13 protein-coding genes are annotated in these 15,204 nt (G+C 39.8%); 7 read left to right on the top strand and 6 right to left on the bottom strand.

All coding sequences use genetic code 11. From position 1 onward, the window contains the following. Positions 1 to 475: 475 nt before the first annotated feature. The gene (locus tag A923_RS0121425; RefSeq protein WP_026006408.1) at positions 476 to 1,234 is read left to right on the top strand and encodes a DUF481 domain-containing protein; all 759 of its coding nucleotides are present in this window, start codon (positions 476 to 478) and stop codon (positions 1,232 to 1,234) included. Between the two features lie 73 nt (positions 1,235 to 1,307). Here the strand turns inward: A923_RS0121425 and A923_RS0121430 are convergent, their stop codons facing one another. Next, a complete protein-coding gene (locus A923_RS0121430) occupies positions 1,308 to 2,192 on the bottom strand; it encodes a LysR family transcriptional regulator (protein WP_017223735.1) in 885 nt (294 codons plus the stop codon). 168 nt (positions 2,193 to 2,360) lie between these two features. Here A923_RS0121430 and A923_RS0121435 point away from each other — a divergent pair, with 168 nt between their 5' ends. After that, positions 2,361 to 2,801: a PACE efflux transporter gene (locus A923_RS0121435; RefSeq protein ID WP_017223736.1), complete on the top strand. Its 441-nt coding sequence runs from the start codon at positions 2,361 to 2,363 to the stop codon at positions 2,799 to 2,801. 106 nt (positions 2,802 to 2,907) lie between these two features. Here the strand turns inward: A923_RS0121435 and A923_RS0121440 are convergent, their stop codons facing one another. After that, positions 2,908 to 4,212 carry a hypothetical protein gene (locus A923_RS0121440; RefSeq protein WP_017223737.1) on the bottom strand — a complete coding sequence of 435 codons (1,305 nt, stop codon included), beginning with the start codon at positions 4,210 to 4,212 and terminating at the stop codon, positions 2,908 to 2,910. Between the two features lie 368 nt (positions 4,213 to 4,580). Further along, positions 4,581 to 5,498 carry a permease gene (locus tag A923_RS0121445; protein ID WP_017223738.1) on the bottom strand — a complete coding sequence of 306 codons (918 nt, stop codon included), beginning with the start codon at positions 5,496 to 5,498 and terminating at the stop codon, positions 4,581 to 4,583. Between the two features lie 384 nt (positions 5,499 to 5,882). Here A923_RS0121445 and A923_RS0121450 point away from each other — a divergent pair, with 384 nt between their 5' ends. Further along, positions 5,883 to 6,251: a hypothetical protein gene (locus A923_RS0121450; protein WP_017223739.1), complete on the top strand. Its 369-nt coding sequence runs from the start codon at positions 5,883 to 5,885 to the stop codon at positions 6,249 to 6,251. Positions 6,252 to 6,311: 60 nt separating this feature from the next. On the opposite strand, the gene A923_RS0121455 is transcribed toward A923_RS0121450, so the two are convergent. Next, positions 6,312 to 7,250, bottom strand: coding sequence for a porin (locus A923_RS0121455; protein ID WP_017223740.1), 939 nt, complete (start codon positions 7,248 to 7,250; stop codon positions 6,312 to 6,314). 611 nt (positions 7,251 to 7,861) lie between these two features. Between A923_RS0121455 and A923_RS0121460 the strand changes: the two genes are divergently transcribed. Next, positions 7,862 to 9,208 carry a YjiH family protein gene (locus tag A923_RS0121460; protein WP_017223741.1) on the top strand — a complete coding sequence of 449 codons (1,347 nt, stop codon included), beginning with the start codon at positions 7,862 to 7,864 and terminating at the stop codon, positions 9,206 to 9,208. A gap of 66 nt (positions 9,209 to 9,274) precedes the next feature. Here A923_RS0121460 and A923_RS0121465 read toward each other — a convergent pair whose 3' ends face one another. Both A923_RS0121465 and A923_RS0121470 read right to left on the bottom strand, forming a co-directional pair. Then, positions 9,275 to 10,231 (bottom strand): AEC family transporter, encoded by a 957-nt coding sequence (locus tag A923_RS0121465; protein WP_017223742.1) that lies wholly within the window; start codon positions 10,229 to 10,231, stop codon positions 9,275 to 9,277. 104 nt (positions 10,232 to 10,335) lie between these two features. Next, positions 10,336 to 10,905 (bottom strand): hypothetical protein, encoded by a 570-nt coding sequence (locus tag A923_RS0121470; RefSeq protein WP_017223743.1) that lies wholly within the window; start codon positions 10,903 to 10,905, stop codon positions 10,336 to 10,338. Between the two features lie 109 nt (positions 10,906 to 11,014). On the opposite strand from A923_RS0121470, the gene A923_RS0121475 reads away from it, so the two are divergent. From A923_RS0121475 to A923_RS0121485, 3 genes are all read left to right on the top strand, one after another. Continuing rightward, a complete protein-coding gene (locus A923_RS0121475) occupies positions 11,015 to 12,685 on the top strand; it encodes a phospholipase D family protein (RefSeq protein ID WP_017223744.1) in 1,671 nt (556 codons plus the stop codon). Positions 12,686 to 12,981: 296 nt separating this feature from the next. Further along, positions 12,982 to 14,454, top strand: a complete 1,473-nt coding sequence (locus A923_RS0121480; protein WP_017223745.1) for a Fic family protein — start codon at positions 12,982 to 12,984, stop codon at positions 14,452 to 14,454. Between the two features lie 110 nt (positions 14,455 to 14,564). Then, positions 14,565 to 14,972 (top strand): hypothetical protein, encoded by a 408-nt coding sequence (locus tag A923_RS0121485; protein ID WP_017223746.1) that lies wholly within the window; start codon positions 14,565 to 14,567, stop codon positions 14,970 to 14,972. The last annotated feature ends 232 nt before the right edge of the window (positions 14,973 to 15,204 follow it).

Consider the following 15,204-nt stretch of genomic DNA (forward strand, 5'->3'; position numbering starts at 1 on the left):
TATCTGCGTTGTAAGTAGTACCAGTACAACCAGAAAGAATAGTAAAAGTGAAAGCAACAACAGCTAATTTAGCAAAAGTTTTCATGATAAATCCATTTAAATGTATAATATTAATAGCAATATTATTTCCATCATTAATTTAATCTATTGCATTAGAATCGTCTATCAAGTTTTTAATTAAATCGAACGTAGCGATGTAAAACGTTTATCTCAAGCGACATTATATTCCGACAAAGAAATTAATTTCAATGCACAAATGCGTTTATTGACCACGAAATTAGCTTAGTTAACGCCAAATAGGCCTATTCACAAACGACGCAATATAATTAATTTATATCGACGCCGATGTGCTTGTTGGTTAAGAAATCAGTAAATCAGGTATTAATACGCATGACAGCGGCGATCATTGGGCACATTAGTCGATTATGAATATACTCATTAAGCCGGCAATAGATTAAATATTGAGAGTCCAGTAATGAAAACAATGCGCGTAGCGTCTGCTCTTTTAATGGCAGCACCTTTTTTAATCACCACTCCTTGTTTAGCCCAAGTCGATACCGATGTCTCCGAGGATAAAAATACCTTTGGTGGTGATGCCGAATTAGGGGCAACGATCACCACAGGTAATACAGAAACGACGTCGGTCAAAGCCCGTTTAGACATCAACCACGAATTAGGTAACTGGGAAAACCAGTATCTGTTTGAAGCGTTATACAAAAAAGATGCAGGTCAAGTCACCGGTAAACGTTATCTTGGCCGTTTACAGGGCAACTATCAGTTATCGAATATCAACTATATATTTGTGGCATCAGAGCATGAAGTCGATCCTTTCACGGGTTTTGCATCTGACTCAACGATTGCGTCTGGTTACGGGCATAAATTTATTAATAATGATAAAAACCAACTTAATATCGAAGTCGGTCCAGGTTATAAGTTTAAACGTTTAGACGACGAGAGTGCAGCTGAAGCCGGTTATGATACAGAAAAGACATGGGTAGCTCACGGCGTCATGAATTATGAAACGAGAATATCAACCAGTTCTAAGTTCCAGCAGATGTTTGTTGCCGAGTATGGTGAAATATTCGAAGGGCGGTCTGAAACGTCAATAACAGCAACCATTATCGATGCCTTAGCAATGAAATTTTCTGTTGTGGTACGTTATAACAACGCGCCTCTCGACAATAAAGAAAGCACGGACACTGAAACTAACATGACACTTTTGTACGCGTTCTAGATTTCATACCCGTTATAAAACTAGCTAAAAAAACACTTATTGTCACCACAAACAAAGCACAAATCGCCGCGGTTTACCTTACATCATATTTAGTCTGCAACATTGACAAGATATGCCCCAACACTGGCCCCCTCTTCTGCCGCCTTGATACCAAGCATCCGACAGCTGTCATCCAACCATTGGGCTCGAATACAACAGGCAATGCCACCAGCCTTTTATCAAGTAAATAAGGCGTAGCCATACTCTCGGGTACGACCGCCCAGCCAACACCACGAGTCGCCAGTTCCAACAGCATTTGATGGGTATTCGTATACCAAGCATGCGTGCTGATACCATAGCTAAACCACAACTCTTTATACTCCACACCGCGGTACACGATTTGACGATGCGCTTGTAAATCAGCTTCTTTAACTTGAGATAACGTCGTCAAAGCATGGTCGGGAGAAACCATGGTAATAAATTTTTGGTGACCGATAATATAATGGTCCATATCACTTTTCAGTGCGCCATTAAAATAAATGATGCCTATTTGTGCTCTGCCACTTCGCACCATCTCTTCAACATTAAACGTAGTGTCTAATAAAATTTCAATATGCGTTAACGGAAATCGCCCTGCGCATTCACTGAGTAAATCGAGCAAAAACGGATTAACGGCACTTTCATCAATGGCGATCACCAATTCATGTTCATCACCGCTAGTTAATGCTTCTATTTTTTGATCGAAAAAATGTTGCTGATGCAGGATCGCGCGGGCAATAGGCAATAATGCTTTGCCATTATCGGTTAACACCGGCGTATTTTTATCTCGTAAAAAGAGCACTTGATTGACCGCAATTTCGAGATTAGAGATGGATTGGCTCACACCTGATTGTGCCCGCTTTAATTGTCGAGCCGCAGCTGAAAAAGATCCACTCTCGCACACACAAACAAATATTTTAAGTTGCTCAAAACTGTACATCAACTTTCTACCCACATGACCATTAATCACTCAAGCTATCACACTTAGTGATGGTTGTTAACTTTGCAGTCAATCACACCAATGCAATAATCCTCGCCATGCTTACCAAGCACATTTAAAAAGTAAAATGCACTTAACTGATAACACTTAACTGATAAAGAGATAACGATGTCGACACTAGAACGTATTTTTCACGCCCTACTATTTGAAGTATTAGCGGTCTCTCTTTCTATCTTAGGATTAATAATATTTACCAATCATGATCCACAAACATTATCAGGAACCATGATAGTCATCGCCAGCATGGCCATGGTATGGAATTTCTTATTTAATTGGCTATTCGATCTATTCTTCCCTGGGGATAAAGACAAAAGAACCCTAAAACTGCGGTTATTTCATGTCATTATTTTTGAAGCGGGGCTATTGATACTCACCGTACCTGTGATGGCTTACATTTTAACTATCAGCATTGTAGATGCCTTTATGATGGATATTGTGGTGACTGTTTTCATTACTCTTTATGCTTTTATCTTTAACTGGGTGTACGACAACGTCAGAGCCGTTATTATTAGCCGAAAATGCCTACCTGAAATAGTAGCGTCGGTATAATACAGATATAGCTAGCGAACCTTACCAAAGAATCTAGCTAACTGTTATTAGATATAACTGTCTCAATGGAGGCTTCAGAGAGCCTCCATTGACTAATTACGTCAACCTATTTTAATTTGATTAGACGGTCGACTAATGCATATGGATTATCTGGATAATTCTGTGCAAAAGTGCTTTTAGCTAACAAAGCGATATTCATTCCATCTGATGATGTAGGGATTATCACGTATTCAATCGGTGTACTTGAAAATTTAACATGCGTTTTTCCTAATACAATATCGGCGACACTCACGTGTGATTCGGTATAATGCACGTCGACATTTGGATCTTTATCTTCATTAGTTTGAGTCAGAGTAAACTCATCATTTTCAAACTTAAAAGTAAACTTAAAGCCGTATTCACTACCAAGTTTTGAAATGTAATCACCCGTTAATAAAGACAGGTCGGTGACCGAAACGCCTTTATGCCAAGTCTCAATTGAGCTCGTATTTTTGTCAATCAACCAAGTATTACTGTCTGATCTCAATCTTTCTATTACTGTACCTTGAGCGATATAAAGTTGGCCTATATCTCCATTATTACCAAAAGACTGACTTAGTATGCCCCATGTGCTGAAATCCAATCCATTGCTATGTGTATATTTTGTTCCAACACCATGAGCTGAAAAACTGCCATCATCACCCTCATCACGATTGAAAAAATAGACTTCATTGTTTGAAGTAACAATATAGCTCTCAGCTACATCACCCGCAGTAAATGAGACAGGTTGAGTATAATCTTTAATGGTTTTAGATAGCTGAGTTTTAACAGTCGCTTCGTCTACAAATGCTGTATTTTTGAAGTCTTTGTTGCTATTGCTATTTACTGTTTGTAATTGGGTAAATAGTCCAGGGTTTAATACCGTTGAGATATCTTTACCTGGCTCCGATATTAAACCTTTAAGTGCTAACCGCGTATCAACACCATTCTCGTTTAATTTTACACCTGATAGATCTAATCTTACATTATCAGTACTGGTATTTAGTGATTTCAATATTGAAGCAATCGCGATCGGATTTACATCTGCCACATTTGTTGAAATATTTATTTTCAAGTCATAAGGTGTAGTGAGTGAGTTTGGTTTCTCAACAAAGCCGATTTCGACCTTATTACTGTCACCAGATATTACTTGGTTTAGCTCATCGCATTTCCCGATAGAGAAGCTAACAGGTTGGTCTTTGTTTACCTTGTACTTACCGTCTTGATCTGTACAGCCAACGTTAGTGCCTGATTCATAATAAAGACCTTTAACTGGTTCATCTATAAATGTAAATGTAGATAAGCTCCCCTGAGATCCTTGAGCGTTTGAGTTATCATCATCACACCCTGTCAGCGCTAAAATAACTGATAAAGCTATTAATTTAATTTTCATGTAAATTCCGTTTAATATAAATTAAAAGCCATATTCTATATGGTCTTATATCGATTAGATATTTAGACTTAAGTCTTTAGTCTGTTATTTGTGATCTTCATCTAACTATATAGAGGGAGTAATTTGGATCTCGGAGGCAGGTTGGTCTTAAACTTCTCATCGGTAGTACCAAGCGCGAAGAAGCATGCTACACAGCGATCGGTAAAGGCGTGTTGATGTGTCACAAAGGGCAAGGTTTAAATTAAAACCTTTTAAATACATAAGGTTTACTTCAAAGTTGCACTGTAAATAATTACACAGTAATATTTACAGTGCAACTTTGTGTGGCCTTTTATCGTTTTTAGATACTCAGATTTAAAGACTTAGACCTAGAATATGAATTCGTATAAGAAGCCTGCGCCAATTGCCATGCTCAAGATTACAAATAAGAACGCTGCAATCATTTGGTTTTTGAAGATAGATTTAAGTAAAATCACTTCAGTTAAACTTGCACCTGCACTACCAATAATCAATGCCATTACCGCGCCGAGTCCCATGCCTTTTGCTGCTAATGCGGCACTGAGAGGAATAACAGCTTCAGCTCTAATATAAAGTGGAATACCGATTACCGCTGCAATTGGGATAGCGAATGGGTTGTCTGCACTCGCCACACTTGCTACAAATTCCGTTGGCATAAAGCCATAAATCATTGAACCAAGTGCAATACCACCGACTAAATACGGGACTACTTTTTTGAAATCAACCCAAGTCGTGTTCCAAATACGCATCCATTTGTTCACTGGCGCTTTTTTGCCACCACAGGCTGTTGCACAACCTTTTGCTTCTGGCGTCATGTACGCTTCCGCTCTCACGTATTTTTCAAAACCTAGTTTTTCTAATGTGTAACCAGCGATAACCGATACACCCATTGCTATCACAAAGTAGAAAACAGTGACTTTAAGGCCGAACGTGACGGCAAACAAACCAATAATGATTGGGTTTAACAGTGGGCTTGCGAACAAGAACACCATCATAGTACCAAACCCCGCTTTTGCTCTTAACAGGCCTTTAAGAAAAGGAATAGTAGAGCATGAACAGAACGGTGTGATCGCACCCAGTAAACCAGCAACAATGTAACCTCTACCGTTTTTACCGCTTAGAATACTTTGGATTTTTGATGGTGGAATATACTCTTGTAGTACCCCAACAATGTAACTAATCACTAAAAATAAAATTGTTAGTTCAACAGCTAAGAATGCGAACATACCTAACGTGTCCATGACCATGTCTTGTGTAATGTTTATCATAATAAGTGCCTTTCGCGTCGCTTTCATTTCGATGTTTCTGGAATAGTTGTAATATACCGATCTTAAAAAGCACTGTCAAACTTATTTCCACATTTATCGAAATGATTTTCTAATATTACAATCAATAGGTGTACATGGGATGGGTTACAGGGTGATGAGTGGGCGTATGGGGATTGATGTTATTGCTAAACACGGCATCGATGGTTAGTTGTTGGCGATTGGCTGTTACTTATTGGTGGTGGTAGTTGATAGATAGATAGATAGATAGATAGATAGATAATTAATTTATTTCGTACTCTGGAATTATATTTCTAAATAAAACTAATATGATTAACTCAGTTGAAACAAACCTTAATCTAAATTATTAAACTAGGAGTGATTATCATGAGTAACTTACTTGACCAAGCAAAAACTATCTTAACTGTCGCACAAGATACAGCAAAAACATCTATCACTGCTGGTTTTGGCGTTTATGGCACTATCCTTGATGGCGCATCAAAATCATCAGATAAAGCAACGCAACTTTTTGAATCTTTAGTTGAACGCGGTACGCAAGTTGAACCGAAACTAAAAGAAAAAACGTCTGGTCTTTTTGCTAAAAAAATCACATTAGACTCAATTGAAAGCAAAGCGCAAAGTATCACAAGTCGTTTTACTGGTGTTCAAGGCTCAAAATTGAATGAAGTAGAAGCTAAAATTGACCAACTGACTGTAATGATCAGCGAATTAAAAGCAGCTCCAGCAAAAGTATAATCATACGCTTTATTGTGATTAGCCTCCTTCCTTGGGGGCTTTTTTGATCTTGGGATAAAATTAGAACTCGTAACGTGCACCTAGCATGAACTCATCTGCACTTTTACCAACCGCAGCTGAAGTATCTGAGCCTAATGCGACTTTATAACCTGTGTATAACGCGACGCCACCAAAATAACGACCATATTCAACTGCAAGGAAGTTAATATCTAGATTTTCCCGTGCATCAGCACTTAAATAGTTATATGAAAGGCTAACCGTGTTATCACCAAAGCCATAAGACGCAAATGCATCCACAGCATTAAAGTCATCATCGAATACCGTGCCTTTTTGTACTAAACCAGACAGTAAGAAACCGTCTTTAGTATAACGCGCACCAAGCATGTATACCTCTGACGAGTCAGAGAAGAACTCAGTCGCTTCTGTTGTAGCATAACCTGCGCTCAATTCAACGTCGGGACGTAATTGATAAGCAACCATTACACCGCCACCCTTTTCATTATCGTCAAAATTCGCTGACGCATTAAATTTGAAATCACCCTTGGTCACACTATAAAGCAGCGTATCTTTAGCTCTATCATCACTCGCTGCAATATTGGTGTTGGTATAACCGCTATACACTTCAGCCATATCGGTAAAGTCTGTTAGATAGGTAACCGCATTATCTTGTGTACCGTATGTTAGCGCGCCGTAAGCAGTTTCAACACCCGCATACGCATAACGGGTATAATCTGAAAATGACTTATCAGATGAAAAGCTTGTTAGTTCTGATTCAAGCTCCAATTTACCAACCGCCGTGATAGCGTCATTTAGTTGGTATTTACCTTGGCCATGTAAACGGCCTGTAAATTCATCGCTATAATGGCTATCAGTAAGGAAACCTTGTGCTTCAACACGTCCACCAAAAGAAAATTCGTCGGTACTTTTATCGTCTGCAACAGCAGCTGTAGATACCAGTGCAGTCAGTGTAAGAGATAATGCTTTATTGATATTATTCATGAACAATTCCATTTTTTTAAGGCGATAATTAAAATAATAATTAAATAAATCGTTACGTTAATTGTTAAGTCGATGATTAAGAAGACAGTTACTGTAATAGCAAGAAACGATTTGGAATCGTATATTAAATCAAGTGCTACCCTGTCAATGGGCGCCAATATATTTAAAATATGTAGTGGAATCAAACAAAAATAAATTTTCTTACTGTACTTTACCTTAACCTCTAACTTACTGACTTTACTTTACTTACCCCACCATTTTGTTCACTAAACAGCTAAATATATGACCAGTAGTAACATTATTTAAACCTTGTTCAGGTTCTGTTCATATAAGCTTTGTTAGGGCTGTAACTTTGCTAGCTATGGACATGTAACGTTGCTTTAAGCACCTCATTTTCTTATTAGGCACGTACCTTGAATATGCACTCCCCCTGAGTTTCAAAAAAAAATAATCAAAGACGTTTAAAATGTAAAAGCCAACTTTAACAACGGATAACATGGCCTTTTCAAGTATACCTAGATTTATATATTGACTATGCGTCATATAAAAGTAAAATCGCCCAGCTAGAATAAAAACTCAGTTTTAATGAATAAAAAATCAAGGCGAATTTAATGTGTGATACCAGAAAAAATTTATTAGTGTTTTTAATTCCGTCTTTAATGGGGTTATTTTTCTTTCTTGCGCCATTAAGCGTTGATGGTAACTTTACCTTTCCATTGGCGCTCATGGCGACTGGCGTAAAGGGGTTATTAGGTGACGCAATTCATCCACTCATTACCGCCATTATTTGTTTGTCAGCACTGGTCTCTGTATTTGCTAACACAATCAAACCTGCCTTTATTGTTAACTCTGCATTGTTAACACGATTATTTATGCTGACCCCGGTTTGGGTTGTGATCCGTGTACTTGGTGCTGTATTCACCTTATTCGCCCTGTATCAGGTTGGCCCAGAGTTTATTTGGAGCGCTAATACCGGTGGACTAGTATTGCATGACCTACTGCCATCACTGCTGGTTACCTTTTTCTTTGCTGGTTTATTACTGCCATTATTATTAAACTTCGGCCTATTAGAGTTTCTCGGCACGATGTTAAGCAAGGTAATGCGCCCTGTATTTCGCTTACCAGGTCGTTCTGCTATTGACTGTATTTCATCATGGCTTGGTGACGGCACCGTGGGTGTGATTTTAACCAGCAAACAATACGAAGAAAAAAAATATACAAAGAGAGAAGCAGCGGTTGTCGCAACCATGTTTTCCCCTGTCGGTATTTCGTTTTCGTTAGTGGTATTAACCCAGGTTGGCTTAGAAAATTATTTCGTACCTTTCTACTTAACCATTTGTTTGTCTGGCTTTATCGCAGCAATGATTATTCAGTTTCTGCCACCGCTAAGCTATAAAAAAGACACTTATATTGACGGCAGTAAACCTGATCTTGATAACGAACTGATCCCTGAATCAATGTCAGCTGCTAAATATGGTTACCAATTAGCGTTGGAAAGAGCGAGTAAAGTCACCAGCGTAAAATCGACGGTAGTGGAAGGCTTACAAAATTCATTAGACATGATGTTTGGGGTATTACCGGTGATCATGGCGGTGGGTACCATGGGCTTGGTTATTGCCGAAACAACACCGTTATTCGCCTGGTTAGGCGTGCCGTTTGTGCCACTGCTAGAGCTATTAAATCTACCTGAAGCACAAGCTGCAGCTGAAACGGTATTAGTTGGTTTTACCGATATGTATGTACCATCAATTATCGCCGCATCAACGATTGAAAGTGACATCACTAAGTTTGTGATTGCAGCATTGTCTATCTCGCAACTTATCTTCATGTCAGAAACGGGCTCGGTGATCTTATCAAGCAAGATCCCAGTGAACATTGTTGAATTAATGGCAATCTTCATTCTGCGTACATTGGTTACATTACCTATCATCGCACTTTGTGCACACATGATTTTTTAATATAAATAATCTAATGTGAATCGCGTTGCGGCAGCCCTGTCGCAACGCGGATTTAAGATCATGCCCTTACGATGGGAAAAAATGAACACTGTGCAAGATCGAAATACCTAAGCTGCAAGTGATGATAGATCCAGCCGTCGTTGTCGCGATGATATTAGCGGCAAGATCCGCATTGCCACCCATTGAACGCGCCATCACATAACTCGCTGAGGCGCTCGGGCCTGCGGTCATAAAAAATAACAAACCGACTTCAAGCTGACTAAACCCCCACAAATACGCACTGCCCGTGATCAAGATTGGCGCCAGCAGCAGCTTAAAGAAACTCGCAAACCAAGCATGGCTACCGTCACTGCGTAGCGCCGATAAATTAAGTGTTGCCCCTGTGCATAATAACGCTAAAGGTAACGTCATATTGGCAAAATACTGCCCCGTACTAACCAGCACAGTGGGCAGCTTTATGTTTAACGTTAAACACAGCACGCCAAGCATAATACCTATAATTAATGGGTTTTTAGCAATCGAACGTAATAGATCTTTCAGCCCTGCTAAGCCGAATTTTGACTGCGTTGGGGTTAAGCATATAACGGCTAAAATATTATATAACACAGTCGTGAACGCAACATAGACCGCCGCCAATGCAACGCCTGAATCACCATAGACATTCGCCACGTAAGCAAGTCCTATAATCGCCGTGTTTGAGCGGAATCCACCTTGAATAATCACCCCATGATTTTGTTTATCTTTAATGCATAACTTGCAGGCAAAGGTGATAAACAAAAAGAAAGCAATGTTCGCCATAAGGCCGAAAGCAATATAAGTGGCATTGATTTCGACCGTTTTATCGGAATTAACAATGCTTAAAAAGAGCAAGGCCGGTAGGGTCACTTTAAAAACTAATTTCGATGCAATATCGACAAAAGCATCGTTAAAAAATTTGATTCGTTTTAGAAAATAGCCCAAAAACAATAATATGCAGATAGGGCCTGTCACAGAAAATGAGAAATAAAGAGACTGCCAAAACATGCGAATGCCTTTTCCTTAAATAATTTTATTATGCCGCAGTAAATATAGAACCCAAAGACACTTAACAACTCTGACTCAGGGTAAAGCGTAAGCGTGGCAGCGAGCTAACGCCCGACCAAGTTCGTAAAATCTTGCCCTGTTATGGCGACCTGCTGTTGCTCGACACGAATAAACTCGCCAGATTCAAGATTAACCAGCCTTGCTTGCACTGAAATAAACCCGGATTTACGCATCCTGTCTAAGCCAAGAATGCGTAACGTGACGTGGGTATCGTGCACAGTCGATTGCACATAACGTTTGTCACGCCAATAAGTGGATATCGAGATATTGGCATTGTTGTTGGCGTTAGCGGTTATCGTGGTATCTGCAGCAATCAAGCTTCTAAGCGTACTCACTTCAACAAAGTTTTGTGATGACGGCTCGTTATTAACACGAGGTACAATACCAATCGCCACACCAACTGCAGGCGCGTTATTCAACATGATGTCAAACCCCGTTACACCAATCAGCTGCGAGCTGTTAATCGTTTCGGTTGTGTTAATAACATCGATCGTGTCAATAACATCGATGCTGTTAATGACGTCGATGCTTTCTGTCTTAGCACTACACCCAGATAAAAACACCGCAAGTACCAGCGCTGTAACTGTAACTGCACAAGTTAATCTAATATTCATCATGCATCCCTATATATTGTGACTCCCATATACCACTGTATATAAAATAATAAGCAGAAAATAGTCCCTAATGATATGGTGACCTAAATAACTAAAGGAAGTATTACCAATGCCTGTGCTGCAACAGATCACTGCCACCCTATTTTTAATCGTCACGCTTACAGGGTGCGCGTCATTACCCGAAGAGATCGAACACCCTACAGAGCCCTTGGTCACGCAGCCAGTCAGTACATTATCGGCATTGGTTAATACCCATAAAGCTGAACTTGAGCCAGAGATAGAGCTAGAACCCGAACAAGCTTTGCCAAATCAAACGCAAGCTGCAATGAGCGGTGTCCTGCTATTGGATAGCGGTTGGGATGCATTGGCGCAGCGCCTGGCACTTATCGAAACAGCAGAGCACAGCATTGATATCCAATATTACATTTGGAACAGCGACGTATCAGGAAGCTACCTAGCCAGTCGTCTGTTGGCAGCTGCAGATCGCGGCGTTAAAGTACGCGTCATGCTTGATGACATCAACCTTAACGAACGAGAAGCTTTACTGGCGACACTTGATGGTCACCCGCAAATAGACATTCGCATATTCAATCCAATACCAACGCGTAATGGCTTTACCAAGTGGTTTAATTTTATGGGTGACTTTTCTCGCCTAAACCGCCGTATGCACAACAAATCATTTACCGTCGACGGCGCTGTGTCTATTATCGGTGGCCGTAATATCGGTGATGAATACTTTGACCTATCCGATGACATAAACTTCCGCGATCGCGATGTACTGGTATCAGGCTCTGTGGTTAACGATATTCAAACCAGCTTTAGCCAATACTGGAACAGCCAATGGTCTTATCCGGTTAATTTGCTGACAGACGGTAATGCACCAAATGACGATCTACAAAGCGATGATCTAGAAAATAATTCTCTACAAAACAAGTCTCAGCAAAACGATTCACAAAAAAACAGTGTAGAACCTGTCGAATTCACCCTGCTAGATGACGTTGCAACGCCCTACTACAAAAACTATCCTGCGTTACCAGCTGACCAGCAGACTGCCAAGCATCTGTTAAATACTGCAATGAATAACTGGTCTTGGGTACAAGCGCGTTTTGTTTATGACCAGCCTGTGCCTGTTGATAGCAGTGATACCAACAAACCGAAACTGACAGCCAAAACACTCGGCGAATTAGCGGTTAACGCCGAGCAAGAAGTGCTCTTAGAATCTGCCTATCTGATATTCGATGATGGTCAGCTCGACAAATTACACACATTAACCAGCAAAGGCGTGCAGGTAAAAGCGCTGACCAACTCTCAAGCCTCTAATGACCTAGTCGCTAATCATTCTGGTTACGCAGCGCGACGTGAAGACATGCTTGAAAACGGCATGCAATTGTTTGAGTTAAAGCCTGATGCGAGCCTGTGTGAAGCATCAACGAAAGACCTAACCAAGTGCGCACCAATCGCGGCTTACGGTCTGCATGCTAAGTCGGCGGTGTTTGACAGGAAGATAGCGGTCATCGGTTCGTTCAACTACAACTTACGCTCAACCTATCTCAACACAGAATCTATTTTGATTATTAAAAATGAAGCTGTCGCGATAAATCTGGCTAATGATATTGAGCAGGCGATGAATGAAGATAACAGCTGGAGTCTAGATTTAGATGACGGCGATGTGCGTTGGCATTCAGCAACACAAAGTTGGGAGCATGACCCAGAGACAAGCAAATGGGAACGCTTTAAATCTGGATTTTTACAATTATTGCCTATTGAGAAGTATCTCTGAAATAAACTAGCAGTATTGAATTGGTGGCTAGGTGGCTGGCCACAATCCCTCCCCTTTATTGACCTAGTTAGGTATCCCCCTCCGCCAATTGTTTCAATTTATTTAATTGGCCTTAACATCCTAAAATTATACAAAATGACCTTAACAGGCTACTATTGACCTTAATAGGCTACAAGTGACCTTAATAACTAAAGTCGACCTTAGTTAGCTATTTGTGATTTAGACATATGTGGCTTTAACATGACATTTTTGACCTTAACAAATAAATGATACGCTTTAACGAGAGATGATTTCTTATGACTGATAAACAAAAAGTAGCTGAACTTAAAGACATCATCCTCGAAGTACTTATCGACGCTGACACACCCTTATCACGTGGTAATATCAGCGCACTATTACTCTCTAGCAAATATCAGCTAAAACCAGTAAGCCCAAAAACACTGCAAAGACGCCTGCAAGAACTTACCGAGGCAGGCAAAGTTGAATCTAGTGGTAACCGAAGTGCAAAGAAATATGCCTTAGCAAATTCAGCTCTTACCATAACGACGACTATAACCACTGCATCATCAAGTTCAGACTACGGGATTGCTGAAGAGACGGAACACGGCGAATATAGTAATACTGACAAACACAATCAAAACAGCGTATTTTCGAATGCATCCCAAGCGAAGCTTAAACTTTTAGATACGCCCTCATTTGCTCGGAAAAAAACCGCTTACAACAGCGATTTAATCGACAACTACATCCCAAATAAAAGCCAATATATTAATAATGAAATGCGCGTATCAATGCGTAAAGCCGGTGTCCGTTTCGACAAAGAATTAGCGGCTGGCACTTATGCTAAAAATATAGTGCAACGGTTATTGATCGACTTGTCTTATAACTCCAGTCGACTCGAGGGGAATACTTATTCTTTACTCGACACGCAGAAATTATTAGAGCGAGGCGTCACAGTAGACGACAGCTTAAATGAAGAAGCGGTGATGATCTTAAACCACAAAGAAGCGATCTTATTTTTAGTCGAAAACGCGCAAGAAATATCAGTAACGCCATTTGTCATTAGGAACTTGCACCAACTACTTGCACAAGATCTACTGAATAATGCCAATGCTTGCGGCCGAGTAAGGCAAATTGAAGTCGGTATCAGCAAAAGTGCATACACGCCATTAAATAACCCGCAAAGATTAGAAGAATACTTAGTCCTGATATTACGTAAGGCGCAGCAAATTACAGACCCTTTTGAACAGAGTTTCTTTTTGCTTATACAGCTGTCTTACTTACAGGCTTTTGAGGACGTAAACAAAAGAACAGCTAGGTTAACCTGTAATATTCCATTTATTAAAATGAACCTGTGCCCACTGAGCTTTGTCGATGTAGCCAAAGAAGACTACATCAACTCGCTGCTCTATTTTTATGAAACCGGAGATACTCAGCCAGCTGCCGAAGTGTTTAATTTGGCTTATTTAAGCTCTTGTGAAAAATACACCATAGTTAAAGCATCCCTAGGCCACATTGATGTATATCGCGTTAAGTATCGCCGAGAAAGAAAAGCAGTGCTCGGTGACATTATCAGAGAGCAGCTAACTGGCAATGATATTGAGTTAACATTGGAACGTTATTGCGACAATAATCAGATTGAAGAAAAAGATAAGTTCATTTCTATTGCCATCACCGAGCTGAACAATCTCCACTCAGGGGCAATTATCGGGTTAGGTGTTACAGAAGGTATGTTTAACGCTTGGTTAGAAAAACAAAGCCAGTATTTATAATGTTTAAATAATTTATTTTTGACTCTGGAATTATATTTCTAAATAAAACCAATATGATTAACTCAGTTGAAAAAAACCTACATCAAATTATTTAACGAGGAGTGATTATCATGAGTAACTTACTTAACCAAGCAAAAACAATCTTAACTGTGGCTAAAGACACTGCAAAAACATCTGTCACTGCTGGTTTTGGTGTTTATGGCACCATCGTTGATGAAGCATCAAAATCATCAGATAAAGCAACGCAACTGTTTGAATCTCTTGTTGAGCGCGGCGCGCAAGTAGAGCCAAAACTGAAAGAGCAAACGTCTGCAATCTTTTCTAAAAAGATCACGCTAGGTTCAGTTGAAGCTAAAACGAAAAGCATCACTAGCCGTTTTACTGGTGACCAAGGTTCAAAAATCAGTGAAGTTGAAGCTAAAATTGACCAACTTACTGCAATGATTGCAGAGCTAAATACTGTTCCTGCTACTGCACCAAAAAAAGTAGTTAAAGCAAAAGAAACTACTGAAGCATAATAATGCATTAACCATCGCGGTTAATTGAAATGAGCCTCCTTATTTGGATAACGCCGATCAGTTAAGAAAAATATGATCGGTTGACTGATCCTTTGAGTGGTTCACAATACCCTTTTTCGTATAGATTGAGGGTATTTTTTTGCTTGCACATTGGCTACTAGATACGGATACATTTGCTAATCCAGAATCACTTTCTACCTTTCAAAAAGACCTGCCGCTAGAATGGATCGAA

The organism is Moritella dasanensis ArB 0140, assembly GCF_000276805.1.
Taxonomy (GTDB): domain Bacteria; phylum Pseudomonadota; class Gammaproteobacteria; order Enterobacterales; family Moritellaceae; genus Moritella; species Moritella dasanensis.